Source organism: Flavobacterium sp. ARAG 55.4 (assembly GCF_051846875.1).
GTDB classification, from domain to species: Bacteria; Bacteroidota; Bacteroidia; order Flavobacteriales; family Flavobacteriaceae; genus Flavobacterium; species Flavobacterium plantiphilum.
The window spans coordinates 144,209-169,885 of sequence record NZ_JBPYCT010000002.1 but is presented as its reverse complement, the minus strand read 5'-3'; the positions used below and the strand labels follow the sequence as shown (position 1 = coordinate 169,885).

22 protein-coding genes and 1 tRNA gene are annotated in these 25,677 nt (G+C 31.3%); 9 read left to right on the top strand and 14 right to left on the bottom strand.

Translation table 11 applies throughout. The features are described from left to right. Positions 1–32: 32 nt before the first annotated feature. From ACSV4D_RS02985 to ACSV4D_RS02970, 4 genes are all read right to left on the bottom strand, one after another. Positions 33–881 (bottom strand): class I SAM-dependent methyltransferase, encoded by an 849-nt coding sequence (locus ACSV4D_RS02985; protein ID WP_439227082.1) that lies wholly within the window; start codon positions 879–881, stop codon positions 33–35. A gap of 248 nt (positions 882–1,129) precedes the next feature. Continuing rightward, positions 1,130–3,001: a tRNA uridine-5-carboxymethylaminomethyl(34) synthesis enzyme MnmG gene (mnmG, locus tag ACSV4D_RS02980; RefSeq protein ID WP_439227081.1), complete on the bottom strand. Its 1,872-nt coding sequence runs from the start codon at positions 2,999–3,001 to the stop codon at positions 1,130–1,132. Positions 3,002–3,165: 164 nt separating this feature from the next. Continuing rightward, positions 3,166–3,585 carry an rRNA maturation RNase YbeY gene (gene ybeY, locus ACSV4D_RS02975; RefSeq protein WP_408080353.1) on the bottom strand — a complete coding sequence of 140 codons (420 nt, stop codon included), beginning with the start codon at positions 3,583–3,585 and terminating at the stop codon, positions 3,166–3,168. After that, entirely contained in the window at positions 3,582–6,866 is a 3,285-nt protein-coding gene (locus tag ACSV4D_RS02970) for a DUF4175 family protein (protein ID WP_439227080.1), read from the bottom strand. The genes ybeY and ACSV4D_RS02970 overlap by 4 nt, the downstream gene beginning before the upstream one ends. Positions 6,867–7,028: 162 nt before the next feature. Between ACSV4D_RS02970 and gltX the strand changes: the two genes are divergently transcribed. Beyond that, positions 7,029–8,534 carry a glutamate--tRNA ligase gene (gltX, locus tag ACSV4D_RS02965; RefSeq protein ID WP_439227079.1) on the top strand — a complete coding sequence of 502 codons (1,506 nt, stop codon included), beginning with the start codon at positions 7,029–7,031 and terminating at the stop codon, positions 8,532–8,534. A gap of 36 nt (positions 8,535–8,570) precedes the next feature. On the opposite strand, the gene ACSV4D_RS02960 is transcribed toward gltX, so the two are convergent. Continuing rightward, positions 8,571–9,212: an outer membrane beta-barrel protein gene (locus tag ACSV4D_RS02960; RefSeq protein WP_439227078.1), complete on the bottom strand. Its 642-nt coding sequence runs from the start codon at positions 9,210–9,212 to the stop codon at positions 8,571–8,573. A 76-nt stretch (positions 9,213–9,288) separates the two neighbouring features. On the opposite strand from ACSV4D_RS02960, the gene ACSV4D_RS02955 reads away from it, so the two are divergent. After that, positions 9,289–10,281 (top strand): SPFH domain-containing protein, encoded by a 993-nt coding sequence (locus ACSV4D_RS02955; protein WP_408080345.1) that lies wholly within the window; start codon positions 9,289–9,291, stop codon positions 10,279–10,281. 23 nt (positions 10,282–10,304) lie between these two features. On the opposite strand, the gene ACSV4D_RS02950 is transcribed toward ACSV4D_RS02955, so the two are convergent. From ACSV4D_RS02950 to ACSV4D_RS02935, 4 genes are all read right to left on the bottom strand, one after another. Beyond that, positions 10,305–10,559 (bottom strand): DUF6327 family protein, encoded by a 255-nt coding sequence (locus ACSV4D_RS02950; RefSeq protein WP_439227077.1) that lies wholly within the window; start codon positions 10,557–10,559, stop codon positions 10,305–10,307. Between the two features lie 2 nt (positions 10,560–10,561). Beyond that, a complete protein-coding gene (locus tag ACSV4D_RS02945; protein WP_439227076.1) occupies positions 10,562–10,912 on the bottom strand; it encodes a competence protein in 351 nt (116 codons plus the stop codon). A gap of 26 nt (positions 10,913–10,938) precedes the next feature. Then, a complete protein-coding gene (locus ACSV4D_RS02940; protein ID WP_408080339.1) occupies positions 10,939–11,235 on the bottom strand; it encodes a YtxH domain-containing protein in 297 nt (98 codons plus the stop codon). Positions 11,236–11,554: 319 nt separating this feature from the next. Then, positions 11,555–13,678 (bottom strand): glutamine--tRNA ligase/YqeY domain fusion protein, encoded by a 2,124-nt coding sequence (locus tag ACSV4D_RS02935; RefSeq protein WP_439227075.1) that lies wholly within the window; start codon positions 13,676–13,678, stop codon positions 11,555–11,557. 143 nt (positions 13,679–13,821) lie between these two features. On the opposite strand from ACSV4D_RS02935, the gene folB reads away from it, so the two are divergent. Both folB and ACSV4D_RS02925 read left to right on the top strand, forming a co-directional pair. Continuing rightward, positions 13,822–14,181: a dihydroneopterin aldolase gene (gene folB / locus ACSV4D_RS02930; protein ID WP_439227074.1), complete on the top strand. Its 360-nt coding sequence runs from the start codon at positions 13,822–13,824 to the stop codon at positions 14,179–14,181. A 71-nt stretch (positions 14,182–14,252) separates the two neighbouring features. Then, a tRNA-Cys gene (locus tag ACSV4D_RS02925) sits at positions 14,253–14,323 on the top strand. A gap of 444 nt (positions 14,324–14,767) precedes the next feature. Here ACSV4D_RS02925 and ACSV4D_RS02920 read toward each other — a convergent pair. The 3 genes from ACSV4D_RS02920 to rnr are packed head-to-tail and all read right to left on the bottom strand — an operon-like array spanning position 14,768 to position 18,358. Next, the gene (locus tag ACSV4D_RS02920) at positions 14,768–15,451 is read right to left on the bottom strand and encodes a LysE family translocator (protein ID WP_408080333.1); all 684 of its coding nucleotides are present in this window, start codon (positions 15,449–15,451) and stop codon (positions 14,768–14,770) included. Between the two features lie 39 nt (positions 15,452–15,490). Continuing rightward, entirely contained in the window at positions 15,491–16,159 is a 669-nt protein-coding gene (locus tag ACSV4D_RS02915) for a head GIN domain-containing protein (RefSeq protein WP_439227073.1), read from the bottom strand. Between the two features lie 18 nt (positions 16,160–16,177). Further along, entirely contained in the window at positions 16,178–18,358 is a 2,181-nt protein-coding gene (gene rnr, locus ACSV4D_RS02910; protein ID WP_439227072.1) for a ribonuclease R, read from the bottom strand. Positions 18,359–18,474: 116 nt separating this feature from the next. Between rnr and ACSV4D_RS02905 the strand changes: the two genes are divergently transcribed. The 5 genes from ACSV4D_RS02905 (at position 18,475) to ACSV4D_RS02885 (ending at position 24,008) form a co-directional block, all read left to right on the top strand. Then, the gene (locus tag ACSV4D_RS02905) at positions 18,475–18,714 is read left to right on the top strand and encodes a DUF2007 domain-containing protein (RefSeq protein WP_408080327.1); all 240 of its coding nucleotides are present in this window, start codon (positions 18,475–18,477) and stop codon (positions 18,712–18,714) included. A gap of 656 nt (positions 18,715–19,370) precedes the next feature. Then, on the top strand, positions 19,371–19,802 hold the full coding sequence (gene rpiB / locus ACSV4D_RS02900; RefSeq protein ID WP_408080325.1) for a ribose 5-phosphate isomerase B: 432 nt from the start codon (positions 19,371–19,373) through the stop codon (positions 19,800–19,802). A 190-nt stretch (positions 19,803–19,992) separates the two neighbouring features. Then, positions 19,993–21,132 carry an ATP-binding protein gene (locus tag ACSV4D_RS02895; RefSeq protein WP_439227071.1) on the top strand — a complete coding sequence of 380 codons (1,140 nt, stop codon included), beginning with the start codon at positions 19,993–19,995 and terminating at the stop codon, positions 21,130–21,132. A gap of 110 nt (positions 21,133–21,242) precedes the next feature. Then, positions 21,243–21,809, top strand: coding sequence for a DUF4870 domain-containing protein (locus ACSV4D_RS02890; protein WP_439227070.1), 567 nt, complete (start codon positions 21,243–21,245; stop codon positions 21,807–21,809). 75 nt (positions 21,810–21,884) lie between these two features. Beyond that, positions 21,885–24,008, top strand: coding sequence for a Tex family protein (locus ACSV4D_RS02885; RefSeq protein ID WP_439227069.1), 2,124 nt, complete (start codon positions 21,885–21,887; stop codon positions 24,006–24,008). Between the two features lie 65 nt (positions 24,009–24,073). Here ACSV4D_RS02885 and ACSV4D_RS02880 read toward each other — a convergent pair whose 3' ends face one another. Both ACSV4D_RS02880 and ACSV4D_RS02875 read right to left on the bottom strand, forming a co-directional pair. Beyond that, positions 24,074–25,147, bottom strand: coding sequence for an outer membrane beta-barrel protein (locus ACSV4D_RS02880; RefSeq protein ID WP_439227068.1), 1,074 nt, complete (start codon positions 25,145–25,147; stop codon positions 24,074–24,076). A gap of 346 nt (positions 25,148–25,493) precedes the next feature. Further along, entirely contained in the window at positions 25,494–25,670 is a 177-nt protein-coding gene (locus tag ACSV4D_RS02875) for a twin-arginine translocase TatA/TatE family subunit (RefSeq protein WP_408080303.1), read from the bottom strand. Positions 25,671–25,677 lie beyond the last annotated feature (7 nt).

The window sequence follows — 25,677 nt, the reverse complement described above, 5'->3', positions numbered from 1 at the left end:
AAAAAAGCCGTAAAAAAGCTTTAAAATGCGTTTTAGTTGTTTTTTAAGACGTAAATCAATGAAGAATACTCTAAATTTTGTTTTGCTTTCCAATTAGACTGTAATCCTATAAAAAAAGCTTTAACAAAATTCATTTTTCCATTTTTATACTTTTCGGAAAGCAGACTCACATAAAAAGAATCAAATTTCATGGGAAGTACTTTTTTCAAAATCATATTCTCTTTTTCAAAAAGCATCTGGATTGCCTTTTTTGAAAAATGCCAAAAATGAATAGGCACATCAAAAGCTGCCCAAAATTCTTTGTAATGGTTTGCATCAAAAGATTTAAAATTAGGAACCGCAACAATCAAAGTTCCATCCGGTTTTAGCAAACGTTTTAATTCTTTGATTTGAAAATCTAAATTTGTAACATGTTCTAAAACATGCCACATGGTAATAACATCAAACGAATTATTTTCTAATATAGTTGAATTTTCAACAAATGAAATTCCTTTGTTAATTGCAATTCCTTTTGCTCTATCGCTCGGTTCAATTCCAACCGTTTGCCAACCGTCATTTTTAGCAACCGTTAAAAAATCACCTGTTCCTGCACCTATATCTAAAATTCGACCTTTTGCAGTTTGTTGCGAATTGATTAAATTCAATTTGTTTTTTAAAGCAATGCTTTTTACAAAATGATATGCTTTTTCAAATAAAGAACGTTTATTATCGGTATGCGAAATGTAATCCTCACTCTCGTAATATTTACCTAAATTTTCAAGCCTGGGTTGTGGATGTGTAATTAGCATATCCAAATCTTTATCATAATACAATTCGAAAATTTCCTTAGAAACAGAATGATCTTTTACAGTAAGGAAATGTGTTTTATTTGAAATATCCATTTTTTAGCGGTTAGTGGTCTTTTTAGTATTCAGTTAAATCGAGGACGAAATTATACATTAAAATTTATTGTAATTTTTAAAAGGAGTAATAAATCAAAATATCTATTACTCCTTTTGTTTTTTTAAATCGAAACTTTTCAGTGATATCAAGGCTTACGGCCGTAGTTTCACGTGGAACATAACTTTAGTAATCAGAAATCAGTGTTCAACTTAAAGTAAAAAAAACTTACTGAACACTGACTACTTTTTTATCTACCCATATAAATCAACAAGACTGAAATATCGCTAGGAGAAACCCCGCTAATTCTTGAAGCTTGTGAAATAGTTACAGGACGAATCTTGTTTAATTTTTGTTTGGCTTCTATAGACATCGATTTGATTTTATTATAATCAAAATCAGCTGGAATTTTCACATCTTCTAAACGCGTCAATTTATCAGCGTTGTTTCTTTCCTTTTCAATATAACCTGAATATTTGACTTGGATTTCTGCCTGTTCTAAAATTTCTTCGTCTAAATCATTTTCGGCAACGTAAGCCTGAACTTTTTCAAACTTAATCATGTCTTCTAAATCAATTTGCGGACGAGAAAATATTTTAAACATCTTATCCCCTTGTGAAATTGGAGCAGTTCCTTTTTCTTCTAGGATAGGATTTGTTTCAGCAACAGAAACTGAAGTTTCTCTAAAGAAAGCAACCATCTTTTCCGATTCATTTAGCTTACGCTCCATTCTACGCAAACGCGCTTCAGAAGCCAAACCTATTTCATACGACATTGGTGTTAATCTAAAATCGGCATTATCCTGACGTAATAATGTTCTGTATTCTGCACGAGAAGTAAACATTCTGTAAGGCTCTTCAGTTCCTTTTGTAATTAAATCATCGATTAAAACACCTATGTAAGCTTCATCTCTTTTTAAAATTAACGGCGCTTTATCATGCGCTTTTAAATGCGCATTAATTCCCGCCATCAATCCTTGAGAAGCTGCTTCTTCATAACCTGTAGTTCCATTAATTTGTCCGGCAAAATACAATCCTTCAACTAATTTAGTTTCTAAAGTGTGTTTTAACTGTGTTGGTGGAAAATAATCATATTCGATTGCATAACCTGGACGAAAGAATTTTACTTTTTCAAAACCAGCAACAGAACTCAATGCTTTAAATTGAATATCCTCTGGAAGTGAAGTTGAAAATCCGTTCACATACACCTCACAAGTATTCCATCCTTCCGGTTCTACAAATAATTGGTGACGTTCTTTATCAGCAAAACGATTAATTTTATCTTCAATAGAAGGACAATATCTTGGTCCTAAACTTTTAATTCGTCCGTTGAACATTGGCGAACGATCAAAACCTTCACGCAAAATATCATGTACGTCAAGTGAAGTATAAGTCATATAACAAGAACGCTGATGCGATAATGGCGCAGTCAAATCTGAATACGAAAACTTAGAAGGTTTTGCATCTCCTTTTTCTTCATTCATTTTTGAATAATCCAGAGAACGACCATCCACACGAGGAGGTGTTCCCGTTTTCATTCTTCCTGCTTCAAAACCTGCTTTGATCAAATCTTCGGTAATTCCATGAGCCGCACTCTCTCCTGCTCTACCTCCACCAAATTGTTTTTCTCCAATATGAATCAATCCATTCAGGAAAGTTCCATTGGTCAACACCACCGATTTGGATCTAATTTCAACTCCCAAAGAAGTAGTGATTCCTTTTATTTTTCCATTTTCAATAATCAAACCTTTAACCATCTCCTGATAAAAATCAAGATTTGGAGTTCCTTCTAACATCATTCTCCATTCTTCGGCAAAACGCATACGGTCACTTTGAACACGAGGAGACCACATTGCAGGTCCTTTTGATTTGTTCAACATCTTAAATTGAATTGCTGTTCTATCAGAAACAATTCCTGAATAACCACCAAGCGCATCAATCTCACGAACAATTTGACCTTTTGCAATTCCACCCATAGCAGGATTACAAGACATTTGGGCAATGTTTTGCAAACTCATTGTAACCAACAAAGTTTTCGAACCCAAATTTGCGGCAGCGGCAGCAGCTTCTGAACCTGCGTGACCAGCACCAACAACAATTACATCATACTCTTCTAGAAACATTTTTTTTATTATTTGCCCTGAAATCAGGGATGCAATTTTAATCTCAAAAACATTTTTGAAATCAAAACCCGAGTTTAAATTCCGTCTCGAAAACGAGACATTTCAATATTCAATTTTAAAATGTTCCACGTGAAACATTTTATATCGAAAGACAAAAAAGAGCTTTATTGTTCCACGTGGAACATAGCAATTTTTTCATCTTCCTTTGAACGCATCAACCGTTCACTTTCTTCATCTTTATCTTTATAACCACAGTAGTGTAAAACACCATGAACCAATACACGTTTTAATTCTTCTTCAAAAGAAACATTAAAATCAGAAGCGTTGTCCTGAACACGTTCTACAGAAATAAATATATCTCCGTTTAATTCATTACCAACCGTATAATCGAAACTAATAATATCTGTCAACGTATCATGATTTAAGTATTCAAGATTGATTTTATGCAGATAATCATCATCACAAAAAATATAATTAATTTCACCTTCTTTCTTTTTTTCAGATACAATTACAGCAGATAACCATGAAGCAATTGCTTCTTCATTATCCAGATTAAAGTCATTCTCGTAGTTAAAATTTATCATTTTGTTTTAAAATATTCTTGAACCTTACGGTTAAAATTGGAGCGCAAAGGTAATGATTGTCTATTTAAAATTTCTATACTATTCAAATATTCTAACAAGCTGTTAGGTAGTGCCCTTGATTGATTACTAAACTCTTTATTATTTGTTTGAGATTGTCTTTTGTTTTCTTCTCCCTGTTGCTGAATAGCATTGTTTAATTTCAATAATTCTTGTTTAATATTCATTACTTTCTGAAGCGTTTCATTTTTAAAACCTTTATTTAATAATTGTTTTTCAAGTTGCTTCATTTGGTCCAAAGCATTTTGTCCACCATTACCCAAACCTTGCTTTTTCAATTCATTTTCCAGAGCATCTCTCAACTCCTTTTGCTGTTTGTAAATCTCCATTATAGCTTTAGCATCTCCTTCCCCGTCTTCACCTTCTCCAGCATCCTTTCCATTTTTATCATTCCCTTTGCCTTCTTTACCTTCACCAGATTTCATCCCTTGCTTTATCTTGTCTCCTAATGATTGCTGTTTAGCAATAATATCCGGCAATTGCATCCCTTCACCCTGACCCGGTTTTGGTTTTCCTTGTCCCATAGAGGACAAAGACATTTGCATATTATTCAAAACTTCGCTTAAAAAATCCCCTAATTTATTAGCAGAAGCGACTGCATATTGCTGATGAGAAACTCCTTTTGAAACTTGAGAATCGGATAAGGTTTCTAATGCTTTATCTACATTATACTGTACATTGCCAACTTCTCGAGTAATGTCTTCTGTTAATTTAGGATTACGCAAAGACATAGCAAACAAACTATCATCAACATGCTTGAACTGTAAACGTAAATCCTGTTGCAATTTTATATTTTTATTAAAAGCTGGTGAAGCACTATTCAATGATTTAAAGCGCAACATGACGGCTTCTTCAGAAAGAGAAAAAGCTAATAGATTATCTAAAATCTGACGTAACATTTTTACATCTTCTTCCATTTGATCCATCTCTGCTCCTTCCATACCTTGATCCATTTTCTTAGACATGGACTTCATTTTCTTAGCAGCATTTTTTTGATTCGGTTTAGCTTTAGAAGAATTTTTATTCTTTAATTCTTCGGAAGCTTTATTCAAATCGGTATCAATAGATTTTTCTGTATTATCATCTTGAGGTAAATCCAAAGGAGCTTTTAACGCTTTATTATCCTTTTTTAAATCATTTAAATCCTCTTGAATTTTATCAAACTCTTTATTAATTTCTTCTTGTTTTGAAAGTGTATTTTCTTTTTCATTTTCCGAAAGCTTATCCTGTTTATCTGAAAGTTTATCTAATTTATCAGCAATTTGTTCTGCCTTTTTTTGGACGTAATACTTCTTAGTAAGCTCAACAAGTTGTTGCAAATTCTTAACTTGATTTTTACTTTTTTGTTTGAACTGATCCAACTTATCAAGTAAATCTTCGTTCTTCATCTTCTCATTTAAAGCTTTTAACTCATCTAACAGTTTCTTGTTTTTTTCTATTTCTTCGTTATTAGATTCTAAACGCTTTTCTAATTCTTTTTTAAACTCATCCTCTTTTTTAGTTTTAGAATCATCTAAATTATTTTTCATTTTATCCATAAAATTACGCATCAATTCATCTTGCTTTTTTTGCTGTTGGATAAAATCATTTATCTTTTGTTGATCATTAAATTCAAAATTTTCTTTTTCTTTTCCGGATTTTTGAATCTTATCTAATTGAGAAAATTGCTTATCCTGGCTTTTTAAAGATTTTTGTAAACCTTGAATATTATCAGATTGTTGTTGCAAAACCAAATCTTGTTTTTCTTGTGCAGTCCTTATTCGATTAGAAAACACTGCTGACTTAGCGCTTTTAAAATGATGCAGCACATCATTGTCAAAAACTTCAAAATAATAATCATAATTGACACCTTCCTGAACAGGAAGATTAGCAGGAAAAGCAAATACAAACTGATCAAAAACTCCTGACTTAATTGCAATTGTTCCACGTTTGGCAGTTGCTGGTTTATTCGATTCATAATACACAACCTGTAATTGGCGTAAGCCATAATCATCTGAAATTTTTCCTAAAAGATAATTCGTAGCCAGCTTTAAACTGTCTGGTGCCTGGTTAACGGTAATGGTTGGAAACTGATCTTTGATAACCGTTAACTGATAATTCAGTTTTTCATAGTCAACTACAGCATTATTAGAGCTAATGATTTGATAATCTGTATTTTCATTAATATTTTTAGCTAAAATGAAGTTATTTTCAGATTTATTGAATTCAGAAACTGAATTAGCGTTCGAAAAAACTACTTTTTGAGTAGATTGAGTATTAATTTTCCAGGTAACTTTAGTTCCTTCGGGAATAATAGCATTTCCGGTTCCTTTGATAATTTCAGCTTTTCTATTGAGATGAGCAGGAAAGTTTAACTGCATTTCAAAATTTAAAATAGAAGGAACGGCAATAACTTTCAATTGATATTCCTGAGAAGAAACAGCATTCCCTTCAACATGGAAAGAAATGTCCTGAGTAGGTTTTTCTATTTTGAATTCAAATTCGCCTGCTTTAGTACTTTCCATAAAATAACTTTCGTCGTTTATGAAAATCATTGCATTTTCTGGAACGATTTTTCCAACGGTTTTAAGCTTAACAGTAAAATCTTTGTTTTGTTCTGTTTGTAAATTAGAATTCAAAAGCACAAATTCAAACGGAGCTGGTGGTAAAAAAGTAGCATTGAAATGAACTATTCTATTCAAACTTTGAGTAATGATTCCTTTATTTCCAGAAAAATAAAAAGAAGCAAATAATAAAACAGGAACAATAGCTAAGGGTAAATATTTTTTATTGGAGTTGAAATTTACTGCTTTACTAAATGGAATTGGTTGCAAAGCATTTGCTTTTTGTTCAATAGAAGCCAAAAGCAATTCTGATTTATTCTGATGAATATCAGAATCTGACAATTGAATAAAATTGAGTAACTTGTCTTTTACATCTGAAAAATGATTTCCTATAATGGCTGAAGCTTCCTTATAATCTATTCCCTTTTTGAATTTGAACAATTTAAAAATGGGAAATACAATATAACGGAACAATAAAATCACTTCTACTCCAACAAAAGTCCAAAACAAAATAGTTCTTGCAGTAGGTTTTAACCAAAGAAAATATTCTATAAAAAGCGTAAATAGAAAATACAGTAAACCCAAACCGATAAAGAAAACTATACCTCGTATCAATTCGTTTAGATAATACTTTCTAATAAAAGCCTCTAATTTTTGATATATGAAATTGGAACTATTCAAATTTATTTTGCTTTTTAATAACCCATAAAAGTAATAATTATAAACATAAGTTTGAAAGACAAAAGTCTAAAGTCAAAAGTTATGATTTTGAATTAAAAGCTTTACGACTTTCGACTAATGACTTTTGACTAAAATTGTATCTTTGTATAAAATATATATCAAATGTCAAACCCAATTCGTGTGCGTTTTGCACCAAGTCCAACGGGACCTTTACATATTGGCGGAGTTCGTACTGCCCTGTTTAATTATCTGTTTGCCAAAAAAAACGGTGGAACCTTCTTTCTAAGAATTGAAGATACTGACCAAAACCGTTTTGTACCAGGAGCGGAAGAATACATCATGGAAGCATTAGAATGGTTAGGAATTGCTCCGGATGAAACTATTGGAAAAAATGAAAAATTTGGTCCCTACCGTCAAAGCGAAAGAAAAGATTTATACAAGAAATATGCCGACCAATTGATTAATTCCGGTTGGGCTTATTATGCTTTTGATACTCCAGAAGCTTTGGATGCTTATAGAAAATCTGAAGAAGAACAAGGAAAAACTTTTATTTACAATCATACCAACAGAGAAAAATTAGATACTTCTTTAGTTATTTCTGCAGATGAAACAGCACAAAGAATTGCTAACGGAGAACATTATGTGATTCGTTTTAAAACTCCGGTAGATGAAATTTTACATTTGAAGGATATCATTCGTGGACATGTAAAATTTGAAAGTAATCTTTTAGACGATAAAGTTTTGTTTAAAAGTGACGGAATGCCAACCTATCATTTAGCCAATATTGTTGATGATCATTTAATGGAAACTACCCATGTAATACGTGGTGAAGAATGGTTGCCTTCTATGCCATTGCACGTTTTACTGTATCACGCTTTTGGATGGCCTGCTCCAGAATTTGCACATTTACCTTTGATTTTAAAACCTGTTGGAAATGGAAAATTATCCAAACGTGATGGAGATAAATTAGGCTTTCCAGTATTTCCTTTAGAATGGAAAACACAAGAGGGAATTTCATCCGGATACAGAGAAAACGGATTCTTCCCGGAAGCTGTTGTTAATTTCTTAGCTTTATTAGGTTGGAATGACGGAACAGATAAAGAATTATTTTCATTAGAAGAATTAGTGGAAGCATTTGATTTGAATCGAGTTCATAAAGCGGGAGCTAAATTTGATCCGGAAAAAAACAAATGGTTCAATCACCAATATTTGATTCAGGCAGAAGATTTAAAATTAGCAGAAGATTTTGATGTTATTTTAAAAGAAAAAGGCTTCACTCCTGCTCTTGAAGTAGTTACAAAAATTGTATCGTTAATCAAAGAAAGAGCAAACTTTGTATCTGAATTTTGGGAATTAAGTGATTTCTTTTTTGTAGCTCCAACTTCTTATGATGAAAAAGCAAAGAAAAACTGGAAAGCAGAAACACCAGCTTTAATGCAGGAATTAGTTTCTGTTCTAGAAGAAATCACCGATTTTACTTCTGTAACTATTGAAACAATTGTAAAAGACTGGTTAACTAAAAACGAAATTGGAATGGGTAAAGTAATGCAGCCTTTCCGTTTGAGTTTGGTTGGAGCCTTAAAAGGCCCTCACCTATTTGATATTGTGGAAGTCATTGGAAAAGAAGAAACCATTTCAAGAATTCAAAAAGCAATTGAAAACATATAAAACTAAAAAAGTCCCGATTAATTGTCGGGACTTTTTTTATAAATAAAGAATAACATTTCCGTTTAGAACTCCTGGGTTTCCTTTGAACTTATATCCCAGATTTTTAGAATTCAAATTACCCAGCATATTTGAAATTCCATATTGGTAGGAAACATTTAATCTAAAATGCTTCACTCCTGCTGTAATTCCAACCGTGGGATAAAAATTAAATTTAGAAATATCCACAATGTCTTTAGCTTGTAAAGTAGTCCCTGAAATTATATTGTTTTCTTTGCCTGACTCTACTTTGTATTTTCCGTTTATCTGAACCAAAGGACCAAACTCAAATGATAAATGATTTTCAATTAAAATATAACTGAGTTGTAACGAAATTTGTGCGGATGGTAATTTATAATTCACATCTTCTTTTCCTAAAACCAATTGGTCAGTAGCCACAGAAAAATTGTTTTCAGAAAACTGAATGCCATACACCATATCCCAGTTATCATGAAAATTTCCTCTCATAGATAACCCTGCATTCCATCCCGTTTCGGGTTTGGTATCAAAATTATTGGTATTTAAGGTAAACTGATTGATTCCAGCAGTAATCCCAATTCTGTTAGAATCGCGATAACCATATTGAGCAAAACTACCTAAGGAAATCAATAGAAAACGAAAAGATAACGTAAGCTTTTTCATAATAAGTGTTTTAAACAGACACAAACCTAAAGTTTTTTTGTAATTTAACAGGGAAATTTTAACTAAATTATATATCATGAATATTCCAATGATTTTTCTATTATTTATTGCGCTCTTTATTTTCCTCTCTTCTTTCTTTACGGTCAAACAGCAAACAGCGGTGATTGTGGAACGTTTTGGAAAATTTTTAAGTATCAGACATTCCGGACTGCAATTAAAAATTCCTATAATTGACAAAATTGCAGGTCGTGTAAATCTTAAGATTCAGCAATTAGACGTTATTATTGAAACGAAAACTAAAGACAATGTGTTTGTTAAACTAAAAGTTTCCGTTCAGTTTATGGTAGTTAAAGAAACTGTTTATGATGCCTTTTACAAATTAGAATATCCGCATGATCAAATTACATCTTATGTATTTGACGTAGTTCGTGCCGAAGTTCCTAAATTAAAATTAGATGATGTTTTTGAAAGAAAAGATGATATTGCCATTGCTGTAAAAAGAGAATTAAATGAAGCGATGACTACTTATGGGTATACCATTATCAACACTCTGGTAACTGATATTGATCCGGATATTCAGGTAAAAAATGCGATGAACAGAATTAATGCTGCCGACAGAGAAAAGACAGTAGCCGAATTTGAAGCTGAGGCATCCAGAATCAGAATTGTAGCTAAAGCTAAAGCTGAGGCCGAAAGTAAAAGATTACAAGGACAAGGTATTGCAGATCAAAGACGCGAAATTGCCCGTGGATTAGTAGAAAGTGTGGATGTATTGAACCGCGTAGGAATCAATTCTCAGGAAGCTTCAGCATTAATTGTAGTTACACAGCATTATGATACTTTACAAGCAATTGGAGCTGATACCAATTCTAATTTAATTTTATTACCTAATTCTCCACAAGCAGGAAGCGAGATGCTGAATAACATGGTAGCTTCATTCTCGGCATCCAATCAGGTGGGTGAAATGATGAAGAAAAATAGAAAAGTTTTACCTAAAAAAGAACAAACAAAATTAGAAGAACCTGAAGATTATTCATCAGATAACGATGATGAAAATGATGAAGAATAAATACTTAAACACAAAAAAGAGGCTTAATTGCCTCTTTTTTTATTTGTAAACCATTTTATAATAATTGGTATCATCAAACTTAATATCGTCCCAGAGGAGCTAAAAAAAGTGCTTTTTACAGCATCTGTTACATTTGATGCTACATTTAGAAAAGTAAAACTTTCTTTTGTTTTCTGAACACTTAAAACTAATTTTTGATAACTGATTTCTTTTTCAATTTTCAGAATTTCTAATTCGTTATCAATTTGTGCATAAGAAGAATATTTTTTGGTTTGCATAATTAATCATTAAAAAAGATTTCTGAAAATTTCTCTAAAATAGGTCCTTCAACAATTTTGTCTTTTACCAAAAACAATAATCCGGTGCAAAGCAAATAAATGAAACCGACAGTTAAAAATCCTAAAGTATAACTTCCTAAATAACTCGAAATAGCAAAAGCTAATCCGATGGAACAAAACAATAAAACCATACAAAAACACAGCAAAATCAAGGTAAACTTAAAAACCATTGTAGTGGATTTCATAGCCATCTTGAACGCTACCAATTTATAATAAGATAAATTCTTATCGATATAATCTTTAGCTTGTTCCTGAATGTTTTCTGAATGCTCTTTTAAATCATCAAAAGCCATATTGTTTTATTTCAATTTTTATAAAATTATTTTTGAAGTTTAGCATTTTGCTCTTTAAGTTCCGCTAATTTTATTTCTAAAAACGAAATGACATCTTCTGTTTTATGGCTCATATTAGAAACTAATTCTCCATAAGTTTCTTCTAAATCTATTTTAGCATTATTTAATTTCGATTTTAAATCTTTTTCAAGATCCTTATACCCGTCTTTAATTTTTTTTCTTGTTTTATCCCCTTTATCAGGTGCAAATAAAATTCCCAGTGCGGCTCCAATGGCTGCACCACTTACAAGAGCTATTATTGTGTTTCCAGTATTAGTTGCCATAATTATTTATTTTTTTAAGTTTCCTTAAAGATACTAATTAATTTTCGAATCTTTTCTTAAGGAATGGTTATAAAAAAAGTCGAAATATGAAACTCTGGTCAGGAATAGTTAAATTATCAAATGAAGAACACTAAAAACCCAAATTAAACCTTTAAATCGATTCAAAAAATAAAAACATATTCTGTACCGGATTCTTTTAAAAAATCGCTTAAAATTAAAATATGAAAGCCTTTTTTAATCTATAAAAATTATAGTTTTAAAAATATAAATAGAATTTTATAATAATAAAAAAAAGCGCTTAATTAGCGCTTTTCAATAGTTATAATTTATTTAAAAATTGTTCTATAAATTCTTTTTCTCTTTCGGAAGAATTTTTAGGAGGATTCGATTCTAACTTTAAAATTTCATCTCTGAAAGAATTTTTAAATTCTGAATCATATTCTAAATGATATAAATTTAAAATTGTTCTCGAACGAACAAAAGTTGATTCACTTCTAAGAGACATTGTAAATAATTTTTGCAAATCTTCTCTATCGTAATCAGATGCTTTTAAAGGAGCATATTTCAAAATCAAATTAGCAAACAACAACGAACTTTTATTATTGTTGATATTTTTCTTAAATGAATTTTGCAATAAACTATAATTCGAAATTCCGGCCAGGGTCTCTCCTATTGCATTTCGTATTGCATTACGCTCTTCTCTGGTACTAACTTTAAAATATTTGTTGATGTCTTTTAAAGCATTATTAATACTATTAGTTTCTTTTTTACCTTTTTCTTCCCAGGCATCTTTTAGTCCTACAGTCTTGTTAAACACTAATTTAGAAGCCGTTGAATCTTTATCCACATTGAAATAACCCAAACGTTGGAATTGGAATTTATCTCCTAAAACTGCTGTTTCTAAACTTGGTTCTACGAATCCTTTTACTATAGATAATGAATTTGGATTTATAAAATCAAGGAAATTTTTCTCTTTATGACTGTCCGGAGCTTCATCTATAAACAATCTGTCATATAAACGTACTTCGGCTTCAACGGCGTGTTGAATTGAAACCCAATGCAAGGTTCCCGCTACTTTACGTTTAGAGGCTTCACTTCCACTTCCACTTCTACTGTCTTCATCATAGGTAACATGAATTTCAGTAATTGTTCCATCAGCATCTTTTATAACACTTTCTCCTTTAATGATATAAGCATTTTTAAGACGTACTTCATTACCAATACTTAAGCGGAAAAACTTAGCCGGAGCTACTTCTAAAAAGTCTTCTCTTTCAATATAAAATTCTTTAGAAAAAGGTACTTTTCTAAAACCTGCACTTTCATCTTCCTGATTATTTTCAGCATCCAACCACTCCTCTTTTCCTTCAGGATAATTAGTAATTACCACTTTTACCGGATCTAAAACAGCCATTACACGAGGTGCAGTTTTATTCAAATCATCACGCAAACAGAATTCTAATAAAGAATAATCAATGATATTCTCCCGTTTAGCAACACCAATAATATCACAGAATTTTCTAATAGAAGCAGCTGTATAACCTCTTCTTCTTAATCCGGAAATTGTAGGCATTCTAGGATCGTCCCATCCAGAAACAAAGTTTTCCTGTACTAATTGTAACAACTTTCTTTTACTCATTACCGTATAATTCAGGTTCAAACGAGCAAATTCATATTGATGTGGTCTAACCTTAGATTCATCATAAATTTGGTCTAAAAACCAATCGTATAATTCACGGTGCATGACAAATTCTAAAGTACAAATAGAGTGTGAAATTTGCTCTAAATAATCACTTTCACCATGTGTATAATCATACATTGGATAAATGCACCAATCGTTTCCGGTTCTATGATGTTCTTTGTGTAAAACGCGGTACATGATAGGATCACGCATTAACATATTAGAAGAAGCCATATCAATTTTAGCACGCAAAACATGAGTTCCTTCTTGAAAATCACCGTTTTTCATTCCTTCAAATAAAGCTAAATTCTCTTCTACAGAACGATTTCTATACGGACTGTCAACACCTGCCTGACTTGGTGTACCTTTTTGTTCCGCCATAGCTTCAGAAGATTGACTGTCTACATAAGCTTTGCCTTTATTAATTAAAATAATAGCCCAGTCATACAACTGTTGGAAATAATCAGAAGCATACAATTCCTTATCCCATTGGAACCCTAACCATTGCAAATCTTCTTTAATGGCATCTACATACTCCTGCTCTTCTTTAGCCGGATTGGTATCATCAAAACGTAAATTTACGGGAGCATTATATTTTAGTCCTAAACCAAAATTCAAACAAATGGATTTAGCATGTCCAATATGCAAATATCCATTTGGTTCAGGTGGGAAACGAAATCTTAATTTATTTTGAGGAAAACCATTAGTTAAGTTTTCTTCGATAATTTGTTCTATAAAATGCAGTGATTTTTCTTCAGTTGACATGTCTAAGTTTTAAAAACACAAAGTTATCAAAATTGTTGATTAAATAAGGATTTGAAGAATTGCATATTTACATTAAAGTATAAAATTTCAAATATTTTGTACTTTTGCAGCCAATTCAAATAACTTATAAGAACAACAATAATATGGAAACTATAAAATTAAAAAATATCCGCACCTTCTCATATCACGGATGTCTTGTTGAAGAAGGAAAAATAGGTTCTGATTATGCTGTTGACTTAGAAATTAAAGCCGATTTACAACAATCTACACAATCAGACGAATTAATAGATACAGTAGATTACGTGCATTTAAATCGTATTGTTGTTGAAGAAATGGCTATTCGGTCTAAATTATTAGAACATGTAGCTAAAAGAATTAATACAAGAGTACTGGCTGAAATTCCTATGGTAATGAAAACCATTGTGGAAGTCTCAAAAATCAATCCTCCTATTGGTGGTGATGTTGAATCAGTTACCATAATTTTAGAAGAAACCAGAAATTAAAAATTAAAAGTTTTAGAGTAAAAGTTTTAAACTTTAAAGTTTTTAATTACTTTTGCAGTCCATAAAACAATGGCGTCGTGGCCGAGCGGCTAGGCTGGGCTCTGCAAAAGCTCCTACTCCGGTTCGAATCCGGACGATGCCTCAAAAAGAGATACAGAAATGTGTCTCTTTTTTTTTATTATTAATTTTTAGAAAAAATTAAATAAAGATAGATTCGAATCCGGACGATACGTCAAAAATATTCAAAGTAATTTGGAGATTTTTTTATGTCTAATTTTTGAGAAAAATTAAATAAAGATAGATTCGAATCCGGACGATGCCTCAAAAACCTTAAAAGTAATTTGGAGGTTTTTTGTATGTCTAATTTTTGAGAAAAAATAAGTAAAGTTTAGGTTCGAATCCGAACGATAAATCAAGAACCTACAAAGTAATTTAGAGGTATTTTATTCTAATTTTCCACAATCTTGTCATTCTGATAAACGAAGAAATCCTACTTAGTCACTTTTGTGATGTGATTGCTTCGCTCCTCGAAATGACAAACTGAACATAAAAAAACCGCTCATTATAAGCGGTTTAATAATTCATTTTATTTTTGTTCTTCAATATGTTGAAAGGCTTTAGTAACCATTTCTTTTTCTTTAGGGAACCAACCCTGAATCATTAAAACAATCCCAAAAACCATTAAAACAACACTGATTCCTTTCTTAATTCTGAGGATATTCCCAGGAGTCATTTTAGATTTTAGTTGTTTAGCTAACAAAATTTTAATGCAATCTACTAACAGATAAGTAATAATTACGGTAGTAAAAAAAGTCATCATTCTGGAAGTTTGCATATCTAATTTAGGTCCAACTGAAATAATTACTGCCAGCCAGAATCCTAAAACTCCAATATTAATAACATTTAAAAAAAGTCCTTTAATAAACAAACTGAAATAATCTTTTTTAAGTATTTCCCTGTCAATTTCTTTGGTATTAATTCTCTTCTCTTTTCTTAAACTTATTAATGATATTATACCATAAGCAAACATTAAAATACCTCCGAAAATAAAAAGAGCCGGCTTATCTTTTAAACTCTGTATTAATCTGAAACTACCTAAATAAGCAATTGAAATAAAAATTATATCACCTAAAACTACTCCTAAATCAAAAACAAGAGCGGCTCTGAATCCTTTTAAAATACTGGTTTCCAGTAAAATAAAAAAAACAGGACCAATCATAAAACTCAGGAAAATTCCCCAGGGAATACCTGATAAAATATCGTTAATCATTAATTTCAGAATTTATTTTAGAATAAAAATACATTTTTTTTATTCTTTTTCTTCAATTTTTCCTCCTAAAACTGTTTGCTGATTAATTTGTTTCGGTTTACCGTAGATAAAAATATTACCTCCTGCTTTCACTTTTGCATCGACTAAAGTACTTGCATTAATCTCAGCAGTTCCACCTGCAGAAACACTTACTGTGGATTGTGAAGTAGCTAAATTTTTAGATTTTAACACCCCGCCGGACATAATAATTACATCCTGATTGATTGCTCCGCCACTCAATTCTATAATTCCTCCCGTTACAGCTTTTACATTGACTTTCTGAGCATCTACTTTTATGATAATAGAAGCACCTTCTTTAGCATTTAAATTAAAAATAGTTTGCTTAAAAACAGCATCACCGGATACCGACGATCCTTCATTAGCCGTTATATCATCAATATTTTTATAATACAATTTGATAGAAATATCATCCCCAGATAACAATTTAGGGAAAGGCATTCTTAACTTTAATTCCCCATTATTATTAACTACTTCTACTTCTTTTTCTCTATTTCCACTAATAACCACCTTGTTTTCAGTAGAAGCTATTAATTTTACTGTTAGTTTATCATACACTTTTAAGCTGCTAAAATCACCTAATGTTTTTGTTAACTGTGCAAAACCTGCTTGTGACAGGATTACTAATGCTGCTATAAATAATTTTCTCATTTTCATTAATTTAATTGTTTATTCTGCTCTTCTTATAAAATTAAAATCCAATTGCTTTTTGACTAAATCGGCATTTTTTACTTTAACGTAAATTTCATCTCCTAATTGTAATAATTTGTCTGAAGTAGCGCCAACTAAGGCATATTGTTTTTCATCAAAGGTATAATAGTCTTCTTTTATGTCTCTTATCCGAACCATCCCTTCGCATTTATTTTCGACAATTTCAACATAAATTCCCCATTCGGTAACACCAGAAATAACACCTAAAAATTCCTGATCCTGATGATCCTGCATGTATTTTACCTGCATGTATTTAATCGAATCTCTTTCGGCATTAGTAGCTAAACCTTCCATCGTAGAACAATGCAGGCATTTGGTTTCATACAATTCCTCATCGGCTGATTTTCCTCCATCAAGATAATACTGTAACAAACGGTGTACCATAACATCCGGATAACGACGAATAGGCGAAGTAAAATGCGAATAATAATCAAAAGCTAATCCGTAATGACCAATATTATCCGTAGAATATTTGGCTTTACTCATACTTCTGATAGCCAGTGTATCAATTAAATTCTGTTCTTTTTTTCCATTTACATCAGCCATTAACTGATTCAATGATTTGGAAATATCGCCAGGATTACGAAAATCAATTTTATAACCAAATTTTGCAATTACATTCTGCATCGCAATTAATTTATCTTCATTGGGTTCGTCGTGTATTCTGTAAACAAAAGTTTTCTTTTGTTTTCCAATGTATTCCGCTACTTTTTTATTGGCTAAAAGCATGAATTCTTCAATCAGATGATTGGCATCTTTAGAAATTTTAAAATAAACACCTTCCGGTTCTCCATCAGCATCCAGATTAAATTTTACTTCTACTTTATCAAATGAAATCGCTCCGTCATTCATTCTCTTTCTACGGAAAATTTTAGCTAATTCATCTAATTTAAGCGTTGCTGAGACAATTTCTTCCGAAACCTGATACGAACTACCCGTAAGTGAAATTTCTTCCGGAATAGTATCGTCTTTGGTTTCTATGATGTATTGAGCTTCTTCGTAAGCAAATCGTTGGTCTGAATAAATTACGGTTCTGCCAAACCACTGATTGACCACCTGACATTTTTCAGTAATTTCAAATACAGCCGAAAAAGTATATTTCTCCTCCTGCGGACGCAATGAACAAGCAAAATTAGACAACACTTCAGGAAGCATTGGCACTACTCTATCGACTAAATAAACCGAAGTTGCTCTTTGATACGCTTCATCATCAAGGATAGTTCCTTCTTCTAAATAATGCGAAACATCGGCAATGTGAATACCAATTTCGTAATTACCATTTTCTAATTTTTTGAAAGAAAGCGCATCATCAAAATCTTTAGCATCTTTTGGATCTATCGTAAAAGTCAGCGTATCCCGCATGTCACGACGCTTCGCAATTTCAGCTTCTGTTATTGAAGTATCAATTTTTTGAGCGTACGTTTCTACTTCAATTGGAAATTCAGAAGGTAAACCGTATTCCGCTAAAATAGCATGAATCTCCGTATCGTGTTCTCCGGGTTTTCCTAAAACTTTCACTACTTTCCCAAACGGACTATCTGCTCTTTTAGGCCAGTCTTCGATGTGAACTAATACCACATCCCCATTTTCAGCTTCGCCTAAATTGTCTTTTGGAATAAAAATATCAGTATACATTTTTGGATTTGCAGTCGATACAAAAGCAAAGTTCTTTTGAATATCAATAACACCTACAAAGTCCGTTTTATGTCTTTCTAAAACTTTAATTACCTCTCCTTCAGCTCTTCTTCCCTTTCTTCTGTTATAAACATAAACGCTTACTTTATCTTTGTCTAAAGCACGATTTAAATTATTCGTTGGAATGAAAATATCCTCTTCAAATTCATCACAAATAAAATAAGCCGTTTTACGACTCGTCATATCAATTGTTCCTTCATAATAATCCTGACTCACCGCCTTGATTAAATATTTTCCGGGTTCAGATTCTGTGATTTTCTTTTCCGCAGCAAGAATCTTTAAGTCTTTTATAATCTGATTTCTGCTTTGTGTATCATCTACTTCTAATTTTGCTGCTATTTGCTTATAATTGAAAGCTTTATTAGCACTATTCGATAATATTTTTATAATTTTATCTGAGAAACTTTTCTCTTTCTTAACAGGCTTTCTTAATCTTTTTCCCATACGTCTTTTCTTAAAAGTCGAAAATTACAAAATAGTTAACACTTAAAAGAGATATGAAGCCAGTTTTAAATAAAATATAACGGATTAGCAGTCGTTTCAACATTAAACAATTCGATATGGAAGCTTTTATAACCATTGCCACTTTTGATTACATCCATGAAATCGAAATTCTAAAACACCGATTGAATCATGAAGGTCTGCAATATTATTTTCAAAATGAAATCATGTCTTCTTTCGCTCCGATGTATTCCACAGCTTTAGGAGGAATCAAACTTAAAATTCATCCTAACGATTTTGAAACTGTAAAAACAATTCTTGAAGAAATGAGAAACGATAACAATCTAAAAATTGTTTAATCTTTTCAAAGTTGTCAACATATATTAATATTATAAAAAAGAAAATTTTAAATTAATTAAATTATTGTTTGTTATTATAGCGTGTTAATAGCTGCAATAATTTTTTTAGAAATAGTTTAAAAATGAAGTTTTAGTTTGTTATTATGAGTTATTAACATAGTTATACGAAGCTAAATATTTAATTTTAAAGTGTTTTTGATTTTTAGTTAACAATGGTTGATAACCAAAAATTATTTTAAAATGTAAATAAGTAATTTTTGAAATTATATTGATAAACTTGTTTTTTGTGTTTATAACTTTTCTAAAAATCGTTCAAACTTTTTTAGGTTTATAAATTCCAATTTTGGATTAGATTTTTTTTCGATACAGACAAAAAAAACTTCTGATTTTCTTTCTTAACTTATTAACAATTCATGTTAAATTAAAGTTAACTGAAAATCAACGAATTAGAATTCACTATTAACAATGCAAAATTTTAACAGATTAAATCTATTTTATGAATTGATTACCAGTATTTTATACATTATTAAAAAATGTTAATAAACTCCTATGCTGCTAATAATCTGATAATTATAGCTATCATAGTTTTCCTTTTTTAAAATCTGTTAAAAGACAAATAGTTTTGGTAAATTTGCAAAAAATTAAAAAGATATATAATGAAAATTTCAATAGGAAATGATCACGCAGGTCCGGAATATAAAATAGCTATAGTAAAATGGTTAGAAGCTAAAGGATATGAAGTAACTAATTATGGAACGGATACAGATGCTTCTGTTGATTACCCTGATTTTGGTCACCCGGTTGCAACAGATGTTGAAGAAGGAAAAGCAGATTTTGGTATTGTTATTTGCGGAAGCGGAAACGGAATTGCAATGACTGTTAATAAACATGCAGGAGTTAGAGCAGGTTTGTGCTGGACTAAAGAAATTGCTTATTTAACACGTTTGCATAATGATGCTAATATTGTAAGTATTCCGGCGCGATATACTTCAATTCAGCAAGCTATTGAAATTGTAGAAACCTTTTTAGAAACTGCTTTTGAAGGTGGAAGACACCAAAACAGAGTAGATAAAATTGCTTGTAAATAAAATTTTGCGGTGCTACGCACCAATTGTATAGTAAAGCTCGGTATTTCACCGGGCTTTTTTTGTTTTCTATTGACTAAATTAATATAAATTCGGTCAATGTACTGACGGAATTAATGTTAATTCAGTCAATGTACTGACTGAATTAACGTTTTTTGATTATATTTGTATCTAATAGTTAAAATTCAAAGTCATGAATTTTTTAGAAAGAGGAATAGATACAGTGTTTTCCAAAAAAGTTTTACCTAATAAAGTGTTGATTTTATTGGGAGCAAGACGTGTGGGTAAAACGGCTTTCATAAAAAATTATCTTTCTACGATTCCTAAAGAAGATTATTTACAATTAAATGGGGAAGATATTCAAGATGCCGATTTATTGAAAGAACGATCAGTTGTTAATTATAAACGTCTTTTAGCGAATGTAAAATTGTTAGTTATTGACGAAGCCCAAAATATTCCTGAAATTGGATTGATTTTGAAATTGATTGTAGATACTATTGAAGATATAAAAGTCATTGCTACAGGATCTTCGGTTTTTGATTTATCGAATAAGTTGGGCGAACCTTTAGTAGGCAGAAAAAATACCATTTATTTATTTCCATTGGCTCAAATGGAATTTGCTAAGTATGAAAATTTCAAAGAAACCACTCAAAAATTAGAAGAACGATTACTTTTTGGATCGTATCCGGAATTGGAACAATACCTGGATTGGAATGAGAAAATCAATTATTTAAAGGAGATAGTCAATTCGTATTTATTGAAGGATATTTTGGTTTATGAAAGTATTAAACAATCGAATAAAATTCTGGATTTATTAAAATTAATAGCTTTTCAAGTTGGGCAAGAAGTGTCGCTACAGGAATTAGCCCGACAATTGGGTATTTCTAAAAACACGGTCGAAAGTTATTTAGACTTACTTTCTAAAGTTTTTGTTATTTATAAAGTACCAGGTTTCAGTAGAAATTTACGTAAGGAAATTACAAAATCAAACCGATGGTATTTTTATGATAATGGTATCCGAAATGCGATTATAGCCAATTTTAGTCGTTTGGATTCCAGAACGGATGTAGGTGCATTATGGGAAAATTATCTCGCTTCCGAACGAATTAAATACCAAAATTATACTCAAAAAACGGTTACTAATTATTTTTGGCGCACTTATGACCAACAAGAATTAGACTGGGTAGAAGAAGAGAACGGTAATTTACACGGTTTCGAATTCAAATGGAATGAAAACCGAAAAGCCAAGATTCCTAAGGCTTTCGCCAAAGCTTATCCGGAAGCCAGTTTTGAAGTGATTAACAAGCAGAATTATTTAGATTTTATACAGTAAATCTAATAAAACCAGCTTCTGGACAGGAATGTCGTAAACATGTCGTAAACAAACCGCAAGATAAAATAGGTTAAGCAATCTAATTTTGAAGAAATTTTAAAAGCTATATTATGGAAACTATTGGAACAAAAATTTCAAAAATTAGAAAGCAAAAAGGAATGTCTCAAGAAGAACTTGCAGACTTGTCAAAAATCAATTTAAGGACATTACAAAGAATTGAAAAAGATGAAAATGAACCCCGAGGAAATACGTTAAAACAGATTTGTGAAGTTTTAGAAATCAACATTGAAGAATTACTTGATTTTGGAAAAAAAGAAGATAATAGTTACTTAATTTTTCTTCATTTATCAATAATTTCAAATATCATAATACCTCTGGGAAATATCATTTTACCCCTTATTTTATGGTTAAATAAAAGAGATAGTATAATTGAAGTTAATAATCAGGGCAAGAATATTTTAAATTTTCAAATTCTCTTTTCAATAATTTCAAATCTAATCTTAATAATTGCCGTTTTAGGCAAAATAATGCATTTGGGATTAGGAATAGTATCTATTTTCCTTGCTTATTATAGCTTTACCTTTTTAAACATTTGTTATTCAATTTATGTAGCTATAAAAATAAAAAGTAATCAGATAAAGAATTATTATCCAAACCCAATAAAATTTTTGAAATAATTATACTATAATAATCCAAAAACCTTTGCGAACTTTGAGAAAACTTCGCTTCTTTGCGATTAGAAAAATCAAGTAATGACAAATATACAATTCATCGCCAAGTCTGTTAATACAGCAGCTATAAACATTCAAAATACGGTTCAATTATTAGAAGAAGATTGCACCATTCCGTTTATTTCCCGTTATCGTAAAGATACTACAGGGAATCTGGATGAAGTTCAAATTGAACAAATTGCTAAACTTCAAAAGGAATACGAAGCCATTATAAAACGAAAAGAAGCCATTCTAAAATCAATAGAAGAGCAAAAAGCTTTAACGCCGGAATTAGAGAAAAAAATTCAACAAAGTTTTGATACGCAAGAATTGGAGGATATTTATCTGCCATTCAAAAAGAAGAAAAAAACGAAGGCCGATGTAGCCCGCGAAAACGGATTAGAACCTTTGGCTAAAATTATCATGGCGCAAGGAAAAGATGATGTTGATTTCCTGGCTACAAAATATTTGAATGAAAATGTCATAAATGAAGATGCCGCTTTGCAAGGAGCAAGAGATATCATTGCCGAATGGATTAATGAAAATATTTATGTTCGTAAACAATTGCGACGTTTGTACGAACGAAAAGCAACAATTACAACCAAGGTTGTAAAAACAAAAAAAGAGGAGGAGGGAGCGCAAAAGTTCAATCAGTATTTTGATTGGTCGGAACCGTTGACTAAAGCGCCTTCACACCGATTGTTGGCGATGTTACGTGCCGAAAACGAAGGTTTTATTAAGTTTAAAGTCGAAACCGATTTGGACGAAGTTTATGATATTATTGACGAATTAGTTTTGAAAGGACAAAGTCCAGCCACGCCTCATGTGCAATTAGCCATTGAAGATAGTTACAAACGTTTGTTGCAACCCGCTATTGCAAATGAAACTTTACAGAAGGCCAAAGCCAAAGCCGATGCCAATTCGATTCAGGTTTTTGCCAATAATCTAGGGCAGTTGTTATTAGCGCCACCATTGGGTGAAAAACGAATTTTAGCCATTGATCCGGGTTTTAGAAGTGGCTGTAAAGTAGTTTGCCTGGATGAAAAAGGGGATTTGTTATACAACGAAACCATTTATCCGCATGCTCCTCAAAATGAATCGGCAATGGCAATGAAAAAAATCCGTTCCATGGTAAATGCCTATAATATTGATGCCATTTCTATTGGAAACGGAACCGCTTCTCGTGAAACCGAATTTTTTATCAAAAAAATTGCTTTTGACCGAGAAGTACAGGTTTTTGTGGTTTCTGAGGCTGGAGCATCGGTCTATTCCGCATCTAAAATTGCCAGAGAAGAATTTCCCAATTATGATGTAACGGTTCGTGGTTCGGTTTCTATCGGTCGTAGGCTGAGTGATCCTTTGGCCGAATTGGTAAAAATTGACCCGAAAGCCATTGGCGTAGGCCAATACCAGCATGATGTTGATCAAAATAAGTTGAAAGAAGAACTGGATTCCACTGTAATTCGTTGTGTGAATTCAGTGGGAATTAATATCAACACGGCGAGTAAGCATTTGTTGAGTTATGTGAGTGGAATAGGAGAGAAGCTGGCTGAAAATATTGTGCAATACCGTTCTGAAAATGGACCTTTTCAAGATCGAAAACAATTGAAAAAAGTGCCTCGATTAGGTGAAAAAGCATTCCAACAGGGAGCGGCTTTTATTCGAATAAAAGAAGGAAAAAATCCATTAGACAATTCGGCAGTACATCCGGAAGCTTATCCTATTGTGGAAAAAATGGCCAAAGATTTAAAACTTTCGGTAAATGATTTGATTGCCAACAAAGAAAAAACAGCTTTGATAAAAGCAGAAAATTATACCAATGAAACGATTGGGATTTTAGGGATTAAGGACATTATCAAAGAATTAGAAAAACCAGGTTTAGATCCAAGAAAAGCGGCTAAAATATTTGAATTTGACCCAAATGTAAAAACCATAAAAGACTTGAAATCAGGAATGATTTTAAACGGAATTGTCAATAATATTACCAATTTTGGCTGTTTTGTAGATTTAGGAATCAAAGAAAGCGGTTTGGTTCATATCTCTCAGCTCAAAGCAGGCTTTGTAAGTGATGTAAACGAAGTGGTGAAGCTACACCAGCAAGTTCAGGTAAAAGTAACCGAAGTGGATGAAGATAGGAAACGTATTCAGCTGACGATGGTTTTGTAGAAAAACAAAAAATCCCAAAATCCAACATTACTGGAATTTGGGATTTTTTTATTTCACTATAAAATTTATTTAGAAAAATTATAACCAATACCGGCGAGGAAGAAAGGTACTAATTCATTCCGATACTCTACTTTAGATGTAATTCCTTTGTATATATCCCATTCTATCCCAACACCATAAACTAATGAAAAACCTATATTTTTCTGAAATCCTGATTCAATAATTGATTTATTATCTTGATTTACTTCTTTTATTTTGGTTAAACCAAACCCTCCAAATAAATAGGGACGAACATTTTTAGAAAAAATATTTTGCTGAATTGTAAAAGGAATTGAATATAATTCACTAGTAATTTTTTCTGTAGGAAGAGAATAATATGTTTTGTAATCATACTTTTCATTGTAATAATTCAAACCAATATTTAATGAAGTATTATACATATTTGGAAAGAAGATTCTATAAATTCCTTGAAAAAACACCACATTATCATATTCACCTTTACCAATTCCACCAAAACTAATAAAATAAGTAATTGGTTTTTCTTTTGTCTCGAAAGAAACTATTTCTGAACCTACTGATTTATTATATCCACTGACAGCATTTATGAATTCTTTTTTCTTAAAATTTATAATAGTACGGTTAGCTGTATAATTCTCAGTTGCAATATTTAAGATTCCTCTATAGTGAAATTTAGTTATTTCGGTATCATTTCTTTTTAATTCATCATTTTTTAATACATAAGGGACATCATCATTAGTAATTATATAAATAGGTTGAGATTCATAGTAAGTCTGATACAATGAAGCTCTCCCTTTCAAGAGCAATTGTGCTAGAATGTTAATTTCAGGAGTGTTTTTATTTACTTTGAAGATAAGACTCTCAAAGACAAGTCCTTTCTCAGTAGTAAAAGATTTAATTATGGAAGGAGAATATATTTCAAAATCGGTATCAGTTGCTAATGCTTTAAATTTAACCTCATTACAATATTTATCAAGACTTTCATTTTTTATAAAACCTTCTTTTTTTTGATCATTCTTAAGAATGATAACTCCTTTAGAATAACTTTCCGTTATTTGTCCAAAAGAAAAACTAAAAGAAATTAAAGAAAGAAAATACAATAGTTTTTTGGCACCACTCATTTATTAAAAAATAAAGTTAAAAACAGCGGTAAATATAATTCTTTTAACAATACTAAATTCAGTTTTTTCTTAGTATATTTAAAAATACTATCTAAACTCTAACTGAGTTTACAGAAGTTACGATTAAAAAAAGAAACAATATTTCATATTTCTCAGCTCAAAGCAGGCTTTGTAATTGATGTAAACGAAGTGATGAAGTTACACATCAGGTACAGGTATAAGTAACTGAAGTGGATGAAGATAGGAAATGTATTCAGTTGACGATGGTTTTGTAGAAAAACAAAAAATCCCAAAATTCAATTATGTATTAATGGATTTTGGGATTTTTAATAAAAAAATAACTTTCTTATTTCGTTTCGTCTTCTTTTTTATCAGCCGGTTGTTGATCGTCTTTAGCAGCGTTTTTGAATTCTTTTATTCCACTACCCAAACCTTTCATTAATTCCGGAATTTTTTTACCTCCAAAAAGTAATAAAACAACTGCTAAAATAACCAGGATTTCTGTAACTCCAAATCTTCCCATGATCGAA